The 13,992-nt window shown below is 47.6% G+C and carries 9 protein-coding genes; 6 read left to right on the forward strand and 3 right to left on the reverse strand.

Features of this window, described 5'->3' with window-relative positions:
* Positions 1 to 71 precede the first annotated feature (71 nt).
* Together VLX91_07060 and VLX91_07065 are read right to left on the reverse strand one after the other, a co-directional pair.
* Positions 72 to 1,640, reverse strand: a complete 1,569-nt coding sequence (locus VLX91_07060; protein ID HUI29959.1) for a M28 family peptidase — start codon at positions 1,638 to 1,640, stop codon at positions 72 to 74.
* Positions 1,641 to 1,690: 50 nt separating this feature from the next.
* Positions 1,691 to 3,964 carry an NADP-dependent malic enzyme gene (locus VLX91_07065; GenBank protein HUI29960.1) on the reverse strand — a complete coding sequence of 758 codons (2,274 nt, stop codon included), beginning with the start codon at positions 3,962 to 3,964 and terminating at the stop codon, positions 1,691 to 1,693.
* A gap of 271 nt (positions 3,965 to 4,235) precedes the next feature.
* Between VLX91_07065 and lon the strand changes: the two genes are divergently transcribed.
* The 5 genes from lon (at position 4,236) to VLX91_07090 (ending at position 11,347) form a co-directional block, all read left to right on the forward strand.
* A complete protein-coding gene (gene lon / locus VLX91_07070) occupies positions 4,236 to 6,653 on the forward strand; it encodes an endopeptidase La (GenBank protein ID HUI29961.1) in 2,418 nt (805 codons plus the stop codon).
* The gene (gene dnaX / locus VLX91_07075; GenBank protein ID HUI29962.1) at positions 6,650 to 8,323 is read left to right on the forward strand and encodes a DNA polymerase III subunit gamma/tau; all 1,674 of its coding nucleotides are present in this window, start codon (positions 6,650 to 6,652) and stop codon (positions 8,321 to 8,323) included. The genes lon and dnaX overlap by 4 nt, the downstream gene beginning before the upstream one ends.
* A gap of 144 nt (positions 8,324 to 8,467) precedes the next feature.
* Entirely contained in the window at positions 8,468 to 9,547 is a 1,080-nt protein-coding gene (locus tag VLX91_07080; GenBank protein HUI29963.1) for a PorV/PorQ family protein, read from the forward strand.
* Positions 9,548 to 9,683: 136 nt separating this feature from the next.
* Positions 9,684 to 10,232: a DUF1684 domain-containing protein gene (locus VLX91_07085; protein ID HUI29964.1), complete on the forward strand. Its 549-nt coding sequence runs from the start codon at positions 9,684 to 9,686 to the stop codon at positions 10,230 to 10,232.
* 227 nt (positions 10,233 to 10,459) lie between these two features.
* A complete protein-coding gene (locus VLX91_07090; GenBank protein ID HUI29965.1) occupies positions 10,460 to 11,347 on the forward strand; it encodes a hypothetical protein in 888 nt (295 codons plus the stop codon).
* Positions 11,348 to 11,511: 164 nt separating this feature from the next.
* Here VLX91_07090 and VLX91_07095 read toward each other — a convergent pair whose 3' ends face one another.
* The gene (locus VLX91_07095; GenBank protein ID HUI29966.1) at positions 11,512 to 11,673 is read right to left on the reverse strand and encodes a hypothetical protein; all 162 of its coding nucleotides are present in this window, start codon (positions 11,671 to 11,673) and stop codon (positions 11,512 to 11,514) included.
* 153 nt (positions 11,674 to 11,826) lie between these two features.
* Here VLX91_07095 and VLX91_07100 point away from each other — a divergent pair, with 153 nt between their 5' ends.
* Positions 11,827 to 13,953, forward strand: a complete 2,127-nt coding sequence (locus tag VLX91_07100; protein ID HUI29967.1) for a SpoIIE family protein phosphatase — start codon at positions 11,827 to 11,829, stop codon at positions 13,951 to 13,953.
* Positions 13,954 to 13,992 lie beyond the last annotated feature (39 nt).

Genomic DNA, 13,992 nt, shown 5'->3' on the forward strand with positions numbered 1-13,992 from the left:
GGATTCCGTGATCGATTAGCTAAGACGCATGTAGTCTCAGAAGGGTGTGTCGGACGCAAAGATGGTGATCATCAGTCGACCCGAAATCTCCAATCGGCGTTTGCTGCCTTCCAGCCTGTGAGAAAGATCAGCTTGACCCTCTTCTCGAGTATAGGAAAGTCTATCTTGTCACTCGTGTCCGTCGGCTTGTGGTAGTCAGAAATATTGCCGTCGAAAAAGAAAACTACCGGGATATTTTTTTTGGCAAAATTGTAGTGATCGCTGCGGTAATAGAATTGGTTCGGATCGTTGTCGGCATCAAACGCGTAGTCCAACTTGATCCTGACTGACTCACTGTCCGCAGAGACCAACAGTGAATCTAATTCAGTGTTCAGCCGCTTGCTCCCGATCACGAAGACGTAATTGCTATCACGGTTTATGTAGGAAGTGTCGATCCGGCCGTCCATGTCGGTATTCAAATCAGCCACGATGTTTCCCATCTGCACGGTGGGATGTGAAGTAAAGTATTCTGAACCCAGGAGACCTTTTTCTTCTCCGGAAACCGCCAGAAAAATTATACTCCGCTTCGGTCTTATCTTCGATCTTGAGTATGTCTTCGCAATGCCGAGCACGGTGCTCGCACCAGAAGCGTTGTCGTCTGCTCCATGGTAGATAACTCCTTCGGCCGTCCTTCCGAGATGATCATAGTGGGCCGAATAAACCACATACTCTTTCTTGAGAGAGCTATCTGCGCCCTGTAAAATTCCAATCACGTTCTCGGACTCGCGGGTTTCGCAAGCGAGATTTATCTTCACGGTCGCGTTGCCGAGTTGCGTGGAAGCTGGAATTTTTGATGAGTCTATTTTTTTAGCCAGACTGTCTATGTTAGATCCTTGAATCTTCAGGAGCTCATCTGCGATTTCCGCTTTTATATAGACGGATTGCATAAGTGTTCTGGTTCTGACTTCTCTTTTCCCGTTGCTCAAAGACATCGCGTTATTGCCGAACATCGATATGAAATTTTGGCGAATTTTTTCAAACTCGTCCTCCTTCGCTGCAAAGAGCACCGCCGCCGCGCCATGTTTCATCGCGTTGCTGCGTTTATACAATTCCGTCTTTACCAAGACATCGGCAGTATCGGCGAAAGGCGGATTTCCGCTCAGAAGCATGACAATCTTTCCTTCTACATCTATCCCTTTATAATCCGAATAAGAATCATCCTCAAAGCCATATCCCGCAAATACGACAGGTGCGGTTATTGTGGTGTCGCCTGCGCCGAGAGGCATCACGACAAAATCCTTTTCGTTGTGAAAATATTTTCCGCCCGCCTCGATGAAAGACGAATTGCTGACATAATGAACATCGACGGAGAAATGCTGGAGATATGTGCCGGTGTCACCGAGCGGTTTCAATGCGAGTTTTTTGAACTCCTTCGCAATAAAATCTGCCGCCTTCTTCTGTCCCGATTCGGTCGTTTCCCTCCCTTCGAGTGAGTCGGAGGCGAGGTAATCCAGCGCATAACGAACGTATGAGATGTCGAAATACTGCAACGCTGCCCCGCCTGCTGTTTCATAGTCAATCGTCGATCTGGAACTGACGGAACTACAGTTTCCAATGAAACCCTTGTGGAAAGGACCGTCCGAAGAAATTCTTGGGGACATCTGCGCAGAAGCAATCGATACACAAAGGACCAAAGAGAAACGAAGCAGGATCATCTGGATACCTTTTCTTTCCGTTTGTCGAGAGCTTCGACTGCACACACGGCCGCGATATTGACTATCGATTCGACATCGCAACCTTGTTGAAGAACATGGATCGGCTTTTTCATTCCCATCAAGATCGGGCCGAGCAGAGCGGCACCGCCGATCTTTCCCATGAGTTTGTATGCGATGTTTCCTGCATCCAGGTCGGGAAAAATGAGTGTATTTGCTCCGCTTTTCAAGTTCGAGAACGGATAGCTTTCCTGTATGACTTCCGGAGAGAGTGCAATGTCCGGCTGGATCTCGCCGTCAATTGTCAGGTCCGGCTCCAGCCTGTGTACTATCTCCACTGCTTTCTGAACTTTGATAGATTGTGGAAGCCTCGTGCTCCCGAAAGTGCTGAATGAAAGCATGGCGATTCTCGGGGCGATATTAAATCTTTTTACGACTTCGGCGGTCATAATTGCGATCTCCGCAAGTTCCTCCGCATCAGGATCGATATTGACTGTCGTATCGGCGAAGAAGAAAGCGTCCCGCTTTGTCATTATGATGTAAAGCCCCGCCACTCTATTTCTTCCCTCAGCCATTCCGATAACTTGCAGTGCAGGTTTTATAGTGCTCGGATATGTTTGTGTCAGCCCGGATACGAGTCCATCGGCATCGCCCATGTGTACCATCATCGCGCCGAGATAATTTGCCCTCTCGATATATCTTGCTGCACGCGTGCGCGTGAAACCCTTGCGCTGCCTCATCCTGAAGAGTTCGTCTATATATTGTTCATGTTTGTCGAAGTATTCAGGATCGATTATTTCTATTCCTTCCATGTCTATTTTCATCTCATGAGCTTTAGTCTCGATACGGGATTTTCGGCCGAGGAGCACCGGCTTTGCGATCTCCTCGTCAAGGATCATCTGTGCCGCATGAAGTATCTTCGGCTCCTCGCCTTCCGGAAACACTATTCGCATTCCGCTGTGCTGCGATTTCACAATCGCCGTTCTCACAACGCTTCTCGTTATGCCCATCCTTTCTTCAAGCTGAAAGACATACTTCTCCCAGTCGTCGATTTGCAGCCTTGCTACTCCGGTTTCGATGGCCGCCTTAGCGACTGCGGGAGCGACCCATGTTATCACTCTCGGATCAAAAGGCTTGGGTATGATATAGTTTCTGCCGAACTCCAGCTCGACTCCGCCGTAAGCTCTTTTCACTGAATCGGGAACCGGCTCCTTTGCAAGGCTCGCAAGTGCTTTCACCGCTGCGATTTTCATCTCCTCATTGATGGTACGGGCGCGAACGTCGAGTGCACCCCGGAAGATAAAAGGAAAGCCGAGCACGTTGTTTACCTGGTTCGGGTAGTCGCTGCGGCCCGTTGCCATAATCAAATCGCGCCGGCAGTCGGTGGCTTCTTCATAGGTAATTTCCGGGTCGGGATTTGCCATCGCAAAGACTACGGGTTCCTTCGCCATCGAACAAACCATTTCCTTCGTCACCACATTAGCGACTGAGAGTCCCACGAAAACATCAGCACCGCGAATCGCTTCCGCTAGGGTTCGCAGTTTCGTATCCTGTGCAAACTGTTCTTTGTAAGGATTCATGTCGATCGGCCTCCCCTTGTAGATAAGGCCTTTGGAATCGCACATGAAGATGTTTTTTGGGTTCGCACCTAATTTGATATAAAGTTTCGTGCATGCAATTGCCGCTGCACCCGCTCCGTTCACCGTGATCCTCACTTTCGAGATATCTTTTCCGACGATTTCCAGTGCGTTGAGCAAGGCAGCTGAGCTGATGATAGCAGTGCCATGCTGGTCATCATGGAACACCGGAATATTCATCATCTCTTTGAGTTTTTCTTCCACGTAGAAACAATCCGGCGCCTTTATATCCTCGAGATTTATTCCACCGAAAGTCGGTTCCAGCGCTTTTGCAACCGCGACGATTTCTTCCGGAGTCTTTGAGTTAATTTCTATGTCGAAGACGTCGATATCTGCGAACCTTTTGAACAAAACTCCTTTGCCTTCCATCACCGGTTTTCCGGCGAGAGGACCGATATTCCCGAGTCCAAGTACTGCGGTTCCATTTGAAAGAACAGCGACTAAATTCGACTTGGAAGTATATTCGTAAACCGAATCCGGGTCTTTGTCGATCACCCTGCAGACTTCTGCGACTCCCGGTGTGTATGCCAGCGATAGATCACGTTGTGTTACACATGGTTTTGTCGGCACGACTTCGACTTTTCCTTTTCTTCCGATTGAGTGGTATTGAAGAGCGTCTTCGACTCTGATTTTCATCATAACCTCCGATTTTTTTCACAGCCCGTCCATGTAGCGGATCGGCCAATTTTTTGTCTGCTGGAAAGTTAGTCAGCGGGGATTGAAAGTTCAAAGCAACTTCAAGGCACAAGATGGCAGATGCTCGGACAAAGTTTTTTGTTCTACGCTTTTGTCTCTGTCGCCATCCCAATCTTGTTTAACCATTCAGACTCTGCTATATTTTCTTTGTGGAATTACGCCCGGAGATCCGCGTCTGGCGGACAAATATCGTTTACCAACGGAGATAGTTTTGAACGAACTCAAGGAAATAGATAAAGTCGAAGAAATAAAAAAGATTGAAGACATCCCGACGCGGCTCCCAGTTCTTCCTCTTAGGGATTCTTTAGTGCTTCCGTATATGCTGTTCCCGATTCTCGTAGGACGGGAACTATCTGTGGAAGCTGTCGAGCAAGCTTCCAAGAAGCATAAATATATTTTGCTGATCGTGCAAAAGGACAATACGCTGGAAGATCCGGCGATCGACGATCTCTATCGTGTCGGAACCGTCGCTAGAATATTGCAGGTTCTCAAACTCCCCAATGGTTTGCTTAAAGTCCTTGTCGACGGAGTCGCGCAAGGGTTCGTAAAAAAATTCTTTGATGAGAATTTGATTCTTCATGCGGATTATTCGATCAACTTGTACCAGGCAAAAAAAGACGTCGAACTTGATGCCTACGTTAAACACGCTACGCAGTTATTCAAGGACTACGTTCACAACAGCCGCGACATCCCTCCTGAAACGGTGATGTCTCTAGATAACATGGAGCAGCCCGACCGCAAGTTCTATTACATCCTCGCAAATTTGGATCTTCCTGTCCCGGAAAAAATGGACCTTTTCGAATTGAAGAACCTTCGCGATCAATATGAAGATGTGATAAAGATAATGACGGAGGAAATAAATATTCTGAAGATCGAGCAGGAAATCGACGACAAAGTGCAGGACAGCATACAGAAAAACCAGCGGAAATACTGGCTGCAGGAGCAAGTAAGGATAATGCAGGACGAACTTGGCGACGAAACGCCGACAGGGGAAATAGCGGCATTAAAGGAAAAAATAGAGAAGGCCAAGATGCCCGATTTAGCGAAGGCGAGAGCCGTGGATGAGCTTGACAAACTGAAGAGGACACAGCCGTTTTCTCCTGAGGCAACCGTTATAAGAAATTATCTTGACTGGCTAATCGATGTGCCATGGCACGAGAAGACACACGACAATCTCGATGTTGAACACGCCAAGAAAATTCTTGACGAGGATCATTACGGATTGGAAAAACCGAAGGAGCGATTACTCGAGCAGATCGCGGTTTTGAATCTTGTGAAAGAGATGCGCTCCCAAATACTCTGCTTCGTCGGTCCTCCCGGCGTCGGAAAAACGTCGCTTGCGAAGTCGATCGCGCGCGCACTGGGAAGAAAATTCGTTCGCCTATCGCTTGGCGGGATCAGAGATGAGGCGGAAATTCGAGGTCATCGCAGAACTTATGTCGGTTCTCTGCCTGGACGAATCCTGCAGGCGATGAAGCGTGCAGGCGTCGTCAACCCGGTCATGCTTCTGGACGAAGTTGACAAGATGTCATCGGATTTTCACGGCGACCCGTCTGCCGCACTCCTTGAAGCGCTTGACCCCGAGCAAAACCACTCCTTCCAGGACCATTACCTCGAAGTCGATTACGATCTCTCTAAGGTTTTGTTCATCACTACAGCGAATATTCATGATAACATACCCGTCCCGCTTGAAGACAGGATGGAAGTCATTGACCTGCCCGGCTATTTGGATTATGATAAAATAGAAATAGCAAAATCTCACATCGTTCCCCGGCAGTTGAAAGCACACGGCATCGACGAGAAGTTTGCAGAATTCGAAGACGCGGCATTGATGAGGGTTATCCGCGAATACACATGGGAAGCCGGCGTGAGGAATCTCGAGCGATCCATCGCCGGGATTTGCAGGAAAATCGCGAAAGAGATTGTGGCGCAGAAAAATGGGAAGGCGAGTGAGCGTCAAAGATCAGGTTCCCGGGCACAGAGTATCCGGCCTGTCCTAATTGACGAGAAAAAGGTGGAGGAATTTCTCGGAGTTCCGAAATTCCATTCGAAGCAAATCTCTGCGAAGAGCCGTATGGGGGTGGCGGTCGGACTTGCGTGGACAAGCGGGGGAGGCGATATTCTGAATATTGAAGCTGTATTGATTGATGGACCCGACAGAGTACAATTGACGGGACGGCTGGGCAGTGTCATGCAGGAGTCTGCAAAGGCGGCTCTGACTTATGTCCGTGCAAATGCGGCTCGTCTCGGTATCCGAAAGAATTTTGACAAAGGAAAGGAAATTCATATACATGTCCCTGAGGGTGCAACTCCCAAAGATGGTCCATCAGCCGGCCTGACGATGGCAATTGCACTGATCTCCGCTGCAGGCAAGAAACTGGTACACATGGATGTCGCAATGACCGGAGAGATAAATCTCAACGGTGAGGTTCTGCAAATCGGTGGTCTGACGGAGAAGCTTCTCGCGGCCAAACGATACGGTGTCAAGAAGGTTTTGATTCCGAAAGAAAATGTGAAGGATCTGGCCGAAGTGCCGGAGAAATTGAAAGAAGGAATTACGATCGTTCCTGTCGAGAGAATCGAAGATGCGTTGAAACATGTCTTCGTCAATGGTAAAATAAATAAATGAATTATCTGGTAACTGCCCGTAAATGGCGGCCCATGCGGTTCGACGAAGTAACCGCTCAGGAGCATGTAACCGTCACCATGAGGAACGCGATAGTGCGGAATCGCATTGCCCATGCCTATCTGTTCAGCGGACCGAGCGGGGTCGGGAAGACGACCACCGCTCGCATCTTTGCCAAAGCGATAAACTGTCCCAATGTGAAAGACGGCGAGCCCTGCAACGAATGCGACGTCTGTAAAGAAATCACCGAAGGAAGAAGTCTCGATGTGATTGAAATTGACGGAGCTTCCAACCGCGGCATCGATGAGATAAGAGACTTGAGGGAATCCGTCAGGTATTCGCCCTCCCGATTGAAATACAAAATCTACATCATAGATGAAGTGCATATGTTGACCAAGGAGGCGTTTAACGCATTGCTGAAGACGCTTGAAGAGCCTCCTCCCTATGCAATTTTCGTCCTTGCGACTACGGAACCGCACAAAGTTATCCCCACAATTCTTACACGCTGTCAGCGATTCGATTTCAAGAGAATCGAAATAGAAAAGATAATCGGGCGGCTTCGTTTTATTGCAAAGGAGGAAAAAGTCTCCGTCGATGAAGAATCTTTCGTCACGATCGCAAAGAAGGGCGACGGGTCGATGCGCGATGCGCTGAGCATATTTGATCAGGTTGCTGCATTTTGCGGAAACGATATCAAGCATGAAGTGGTCGTAAGCGCTTTAAGTCTTGTAGATACCGAGCTCTTTTTTAGTTTGACAGATCTGATTAAGAAAAACGATTCGAAAGGTGCCGTCGAACTTGCGGCTCAAGTCATTTCCCGCGGATATGATCCGGTAGATTTTCTCGAAGGGTTGTCGGAACATCTTCGCAACCTTCTCATCGCGTCTACGGCCGGTAAGGGCGATCTAATTGAGGCGTCCGAAGATCATCGTAAAAGATATTTGGATGCTGCGTCTAAATTTGACGGGCTTGACTTGTTGAGACTTCTGAAAGTCACAAGTGAGGCGTTACAGCAGATAAAATATGTCTCGCAGCCGCGAATAAAGCTTGAGCTGACGCTGCTGCAGCTTGTTAACATGGAACGATCCGTCAAATTAAGCGAGCTTCTCCAACAGGTTGAAGAAATAAAAAAAAACTTGTCCCGGCGGGATCAGATAGGAAATAATGTAAGATCTTTTTCCGAACCTCCAGCTGCTGTCGGCGGGATAAATTACAGCAGGAAACAGGAGCCGGTCGCCAAGAATTTTGTTTTGAGAGAGCCGCGTTCAATCCCGGTGACCGGAGTCCGTAACCACGAACCGGGAATCCAGAGACCGGACAACCATGGTGCGCCCAGCGGCACTACCGTTTCTTTTCAAGAGATCACCGCCAGGTGGGAAGAACTATTGCAAGTCGTGAGGAAGGAAAGGATCGGAGTTTGGTCACAATTGATAAATTTGAAGCCGATCGGAATTAGAAGCGGCTGGCTGATGCTCGGCGCCCCTAACGAAGTTGTAATCGGAATGACCAAACCGTACAGGAATTATATACAGGACACAATACAAAAGAACTTTGGAATGCGGGTCGCCATTGATTTTACAATAGTCTCAAACGAACAACCCGTCGAATCAGACGAAGACGATCCGTTAATAAAATATCTGAAGGATGAATTCGGTGCCGAGCCTGTTGAGTGAAAAATTTAGGATAGCTCATCGTAATAATTGACACATTTTTTAGGCTGTTGAATAATATCAGCGGAGAAATGCGAAATCCACTCGAATGGATTTGTTGTGAGAGCTGATGAATTCGAAAAAACGACAAAACAGGAGTCTAATATGATGAGCCCTAGAAAAAATGGGAACGGAGAATCACCCGCTCCTGATTTTTCACTTTTCGTTTCCCTTCTCGCTCTTGTTCTAATTTGTTTTTGTGCCCAAGAAATCAAAGCACAGGGGGAAGGGATCACGCTTGCAAAATATGCCAATGATTTCCTTGAAATCGGTGTGGGAGGAAGGGCGCTCGGCATGGGAAGCGCGTACACCGCCGTTGCGAACGATGTAACGTCGGGCTACTGGAATCCTGCGGGCTTATCAAAAGTGGAGTTTCCGGAAATAATCTTGATGCACGACCAGCGCTATGGCGACATCGTTAACTATAATTACGGCGCCGGAGCTATCAAACTCTCAAATGACGAGACGGTGGGGTTAAGTGTCGTGGTGCTGAGCGTAAGCGGAGTCCCGAACACGCAATCGGCGGGGCTTGATCTCAATAATCAGCCGATTCCTCCGCAGTTCGCTAATATCGACAGCATGGTCAGGCTGGATAATACAAAAGTAACTTTTTTCGGTGAAACGGACTTCGCCTTGGTGGGAAGTTACGCGAAACGTTCAAGCGATAATTTTGCCTATGGCGGGAGTGTAAAATTGATTCGTCGCAGCATCAGCTCGACTTCCGGAACGGGAATCGGCTTCGATGTAGGCGTGCTCTACAGCCCATTCACAAATTTAAACCTCGGTGCAAATTTACAGAATGCTACGACGACAGTCGTGGCATGGACCACGGGGACGACGGAGGTTATGACTCCTACGCTTGCGACGGGAGCGGCTTATGGTCTTACGATGGGTTCATTCGTCGTAACACCCGCAGCTGATCTTCTTTTCAATATCGACAACATGCGGTCCGCTTCCATGGTGCATCTCGGTCCGCTCAGCGCCGATGCTCGCGTCGGTGCTGAGGCGAGCTACAAGAATGTCATCGCCATTCGGGCCGGATACAACGAGGTGAAACAATTTACAGTCGGGGCCGGGATCCATCTTCCGAAGCTCGAGATCGATTATGCTTTCGCAAAATTTTCCTCTTCGGACGCTCTTCCACCGACAAACCGCATTTCATTGAAGCTCGTGCTGGAAAATAATTAATGAAACGGCACAGTGGTTGCGCGGGAAGAACGAGTAGTCGCTAATCTTTTTGTTTGTGTCAGCCACGTCAGACCGCATCGTTAGCATTCTGATTGTCACTCTTCTTTTTATTTTCTGCTCTCGAAATGTCGAACACGTGAAGTTCAGTCCATCCGAGGCGAGAGATTACGTGCAGGAATTAGATGCTTCAAGATTGCAGAAGGACACCTTTTTGAAGTCCAGCCCTTCTTCACCTCTGACCCCCGAGCAACGTACCGCTTTTCGACATCTTAAATACTATGCACCGAATCTTGATTTGGTTTTTCAGACGAGACTCGCCGACACCGGACACGAAACGCGGGCTGATATTCCAGCGACCGGTGGCGAGCTAAGACCCGCGCTGAGAGTCGGCGAATTCGAATTCGAAACGGCCGGAAGTAAATTTGTTCTTCACGTTTATAAGATGATCGGAGAAGATTCGGAAGAGCTTTTTCTGCCGTTCACCGATGAAACATGCGGCAGAACTTCTTATGCTGGCGGCAGGTATTTAGACCTCAAAGAGAACGAATCGGGAATCTACAGACTCGACTTCAATTATGCCTACAATCCTTATTGTGCCTACAGCCATAACTTCAGCTGCCCGATCGTGCCGCGAGAAAATTATCTTGATGTCCCTATAGAGGCTGGTGAAGAGATGTTCAAATAGCTCCTCGCATCTTATTTCTTTTTAGGTGAGAGACGGGTGAAGCTCGATTCTGCATGAGGAGCTGTCGTGTTGACTCCGTCATAAAGTGCACGGATATTTTCTACTTTTCCAGTTGACATAACCCTGATCATCTCTTATTTTTATACATAATTAACCGGCCATGTCAGGAAACTGTCGGCACATAAACTAATTCCGAAATAGATCAATAACTAATGGAGGGCAAGAAAATGAAAACGTTCTGGCTAATTACGTTTATTCTTTCTATTACAGTCGCAACAGCTTGTGCGCAAGACATTATTGTTCTTAAGAGCGGGGTCGAGATCAAATCGAAGGTGATCGAAATAACTCCGACCGAAATCAAGTATAAGAGATTTGACAACCTTGATGGGCCGACTATAGTGATTGCGAAAACGGATGTAACGGTGATTAAGTATAAAAATGGAACTAAGGATGTGATAAGCCCGGCCAATTCCACGAACAACGTCCAAAATGAGGGCAGCGGGACCGGGGGAGCAACAAACTCCAGCAGCAATACTGTCAGCAGCACAGGCAGCCATCAAGGCGGCGGGGTTGCGGGTTCAATTTCCGGAGGAACCAGTTTATACTTTATGCCGCTTGGGTTTCTCGAGTTTGGTCCGGTGTTCGGCGCAGACTTTGCGTCAGACCCAAACTTGACGATCGGTGGTCATCTGCGGATTCCATCTCTAGGGTTGTTAACATATGCTGTCACCACTAACGATGATGGGGACGCGGCTGACAAGATGAGCGGATTGGGAATCGGTGCAGATATAAAATATTATTCGGAATCTGTAAGAAACGGTTTCTACTTCGGCGGGCTCTTGGAATATTTGTGGGGAACAGCGACATATTATCAAGGAGGTTTTGACGAGTACAGAAACAGTACCACTTTCATGGTGATGGCCTGTAATTGTGGTTACAAGTTTGGACTCTCACGGAGTGTCTATATAAATCTCGGCGGAACGTTGGGAGCTGCTGTTCCTGTAGCCCATGACCAAACCGTTCATCCTAACGATCCAACCAACCTAAACAATTGGAATGACCCTAACACAACAATATTCGGGATGCTTGATTTGACATTCGGAATAAACCTGTGATCGGATGAAAGACAAATCGGCGAGGAGTCTGACAAATATTCTTCGCTGATTCTCCAACGTGTTGACAGCTTGCTGCTTTAGCGGACATCTGCCGTTGACAGATCGGAGGCGGTTTCATCCGCCTCCGATCTTTTTTGAGCTTGGCAGAATTCACAATACGTACTTCACCGGCTGAATCCGGTTAATGCGGCTGGAATGCTTTTGATTCCGGGATATTGTATAACCATTTCCGGCTGCGCACTTCTTAAACCTTTCGCAATACTCCCTTCGTTTATGTCACCAACGGATACCATCATAGTATTCAGATAAATAAACTTCGACCTCATTCGCCGATGGCATTTTAGAAATCTTTTGTAACAAAACATCGCAGAATGCGAAGAATAGGAAAGGAACCTCATTGCACACGACAAGAGAGAGACATTGGAATAACTTGATGAAGTATATGCAAAAAATGGTAAGCAAGTATTAGATTTAGTAACATGCGAATAAATTTCAGGAATAGTCTATATCTTATTTCTGCCGGAGCAATCGCGGTCGTTCTGCTCATCTACGACTGGATTCGAATTACGATCAGTCTGGAAGATCCGGTTTTGAACACCCTTCGTGATCTATTCTCGATTATCGCATTCGTATTTCTTTATGCGGTGGTAAACTCGTGGAGAGACAAGAAGCAGCTCAAGCCGCTCGAGTCTCTGCGCAGGCTTGTGGCTTACGGATTCTTTTCCGCCGCTATAATTTCCACCTGGGGAATAATCCTGGAGAACAAGGGAAATGTTTCGGGCAAATTTGTGCCTCAGAACATTATGCAGCTTCTTGCGACCACAGCATTCGCGTTCGGGATATGTACTTTCGTGATGATCCTCTTGATCTACATGGCGGGAATCATATACATAAAGCCGGATAAAAAAGTAAGACGCAGATTCGAATTCTTCATAGGATTTGCGATTGCTTCTGCGGTTCTCAGCGCATTCAAAGCTTCAACTTTTATGGGCACCCTTGCTGAGATTGCTTTCGTAATTGCAATTGTTATTTCAGTCTTCCATATCGTCAGCATGAACTGGATCGTGTTCCTGTCACGCAAGGAAAAGTACAAATCACTAGCCCATTCTTTCTTCCTGATAGTTTTGTTCGGCTACTCATTTGCCTCTATCGGTCCGGCTGATCTGGCCGGAGGAGTGCTGCAGTTTTTTAGCGTTCCCATGCAGGAGTTTTCAAAAACCGTTTTTCTATTCCTGACTATTTATTTTTCGTTGGCGTTTATCGTGACCACGTTCCACATCCCGACGTCAGGCGTTTTTGAGAAAAAGAAACGTGAGCTTGACTCTTATCAAAACCTTAGCAAGGTGATCACAAACGTGATGGATACCTCCGAGGTTCTCAACAATACGGTGTCGGTTGTCGGAACCGTTACCCAGGCCAACAAGGTGTGGATTGAGCTCATATCGGAAAATAAGAACTCCGGACTGGCCGATTTGAATGGTGAGGTCCAAGATGGTACGAAGAAGTCCGAGAAAGATGGTCATCGCGATTCGAGGGATAGTTTCAATATCAGTGCGACATACCGGACGAGTCAATACGAGCTCTCCGCCTTTGATTTTGACAAAGTCCGTGACGTCGTCTGCACAGCGAACAGAATAATAATTCAGGATGCCGACGATTTTGCAAAGTACGAACTGAAGGATTTTCCAGCGAAGTCGCTCATGGCGGTACCTCTGGCTGCCCACGATGAATCCGTGGGAATTCTCTACGTTACTAATGACATGCCATATGCATTTGACGAGGAGGAGATTTCTACGGTAAGCGCATTCGCGGACACGGCAGCTGTCGCGATACAGAATTCTCTTCTATTCACTAAGTCAATTGAAAATGAACGGCTCCAGCACGAAATGCGCATCGCCCACGAGATGCAGCTGAAACTCCTCCCGACTCGTTTCCCGAGCACCGAGAAATTCGAGACCGATTTTCTCGCATTCCCCGCATTCGAAGTCGGAGGAGATTACATAGACTTTCTCGAGATTGACGACCGCAGATTTGCATTCACCGTCGGCGATGTTTCCGGAAAAGGAACATCCGCGGCATTTTATATGGCTTATTTGAAAGGAGTGTTTCAATCACGTTCTGCTTCGGCAAAATCGCCTGCCGAATTTATGGTGGCTGCGAATGAAGCGGTAGAAAACACGCTTCAGAAAAATTCCTTCATAACTTTAATCTATGGCATGCTCGACTCACAGACCGGCGAGGTCACTCTGGCGCGCGCGGGACATACGCCTGCAGTGTTGATAACCGGCGGCAGCATCGAACTTATCAAATCATCGGGCTCGGCGCTTGGAATTGAGCGGCCGGATGATTTTCAAAAGCATATCGAAGAAGAAAAGATTAGTCTCAGATCTGGAGATACGCTGGTCTTTTACACAGACGGCGTCACCGATCAGAGAGATCCGGACGGGAATGAATTTGGCGAAGAAAGGTTTTATGATTTATTGAAAACACTCAGCGCCGGAACTGCGACGGAAATAAAGGGAGGCATTATCCGCGCTTTGGCAGAATTTTCACAGGGCACAGATGCAGTTGACGATACAACTGTATTAATCTTGAAGTGGAAATGAGTATTAGAAAGCAGAAATATTTCAGCAAAGTTGGAGGAA

Source organism: Candidatus Acidiferrales bacterium, assembly GCA_035515795.1.
Taxonomy (GTDB): Bacteria; Bacteroidota; Ignavibacteria; order Kryptoniales; family JAKASW01; genus JAKASW01.

Coding starts and splice junctions, on each gene's coding strand:
- VLX91_07065 (HUI29960.1), bottom strand. CDS start 3,964: ATGAAAATCAGAGTCGAAGACGCTCTTCAATACCACTCAATCGGAAGA.
- VLX91_07060 (HUI29959.1), bottom strand. CDS start 1,640: ATGTCCCCAAGAATTTCTTCGGACGGTCCTTTCCACAAGGGTTTCATT.
- VLX91_07095 (HUI29966.1), bottom strand. CDS start 11,673: ATGAGGTCGAAGTTTATTTATCTGAATACTATGATGGTATCCGTTGGT.
- VLX91_07090 (HUI29965.1), top strand. CDS start 10,460: ATGAAAACGTTCTGGCTAATTACGTTTATTCTTTCTATTACAGTCGCA.
- VLX91_07100 (HUI29967.1), top strand. CDS start 11,827: ATGCGAATAAATTTCAGGAATAGTCTATATCTTATTTCTGCCGGAGCA.
- VLX91_07080 (HUI29963.1), top strand. CDS start 8,468: ATGAGCCCTAGAAAAAATGGGAACGGAGAATCACCCGCTCCTGATTTT.
- dnaX (HUI29962.1), top strand. CDS start 6,650: ATGAATTATCTGGTAACTGCCCGTAAATGGCGGCCCATGCGGTTCGAC.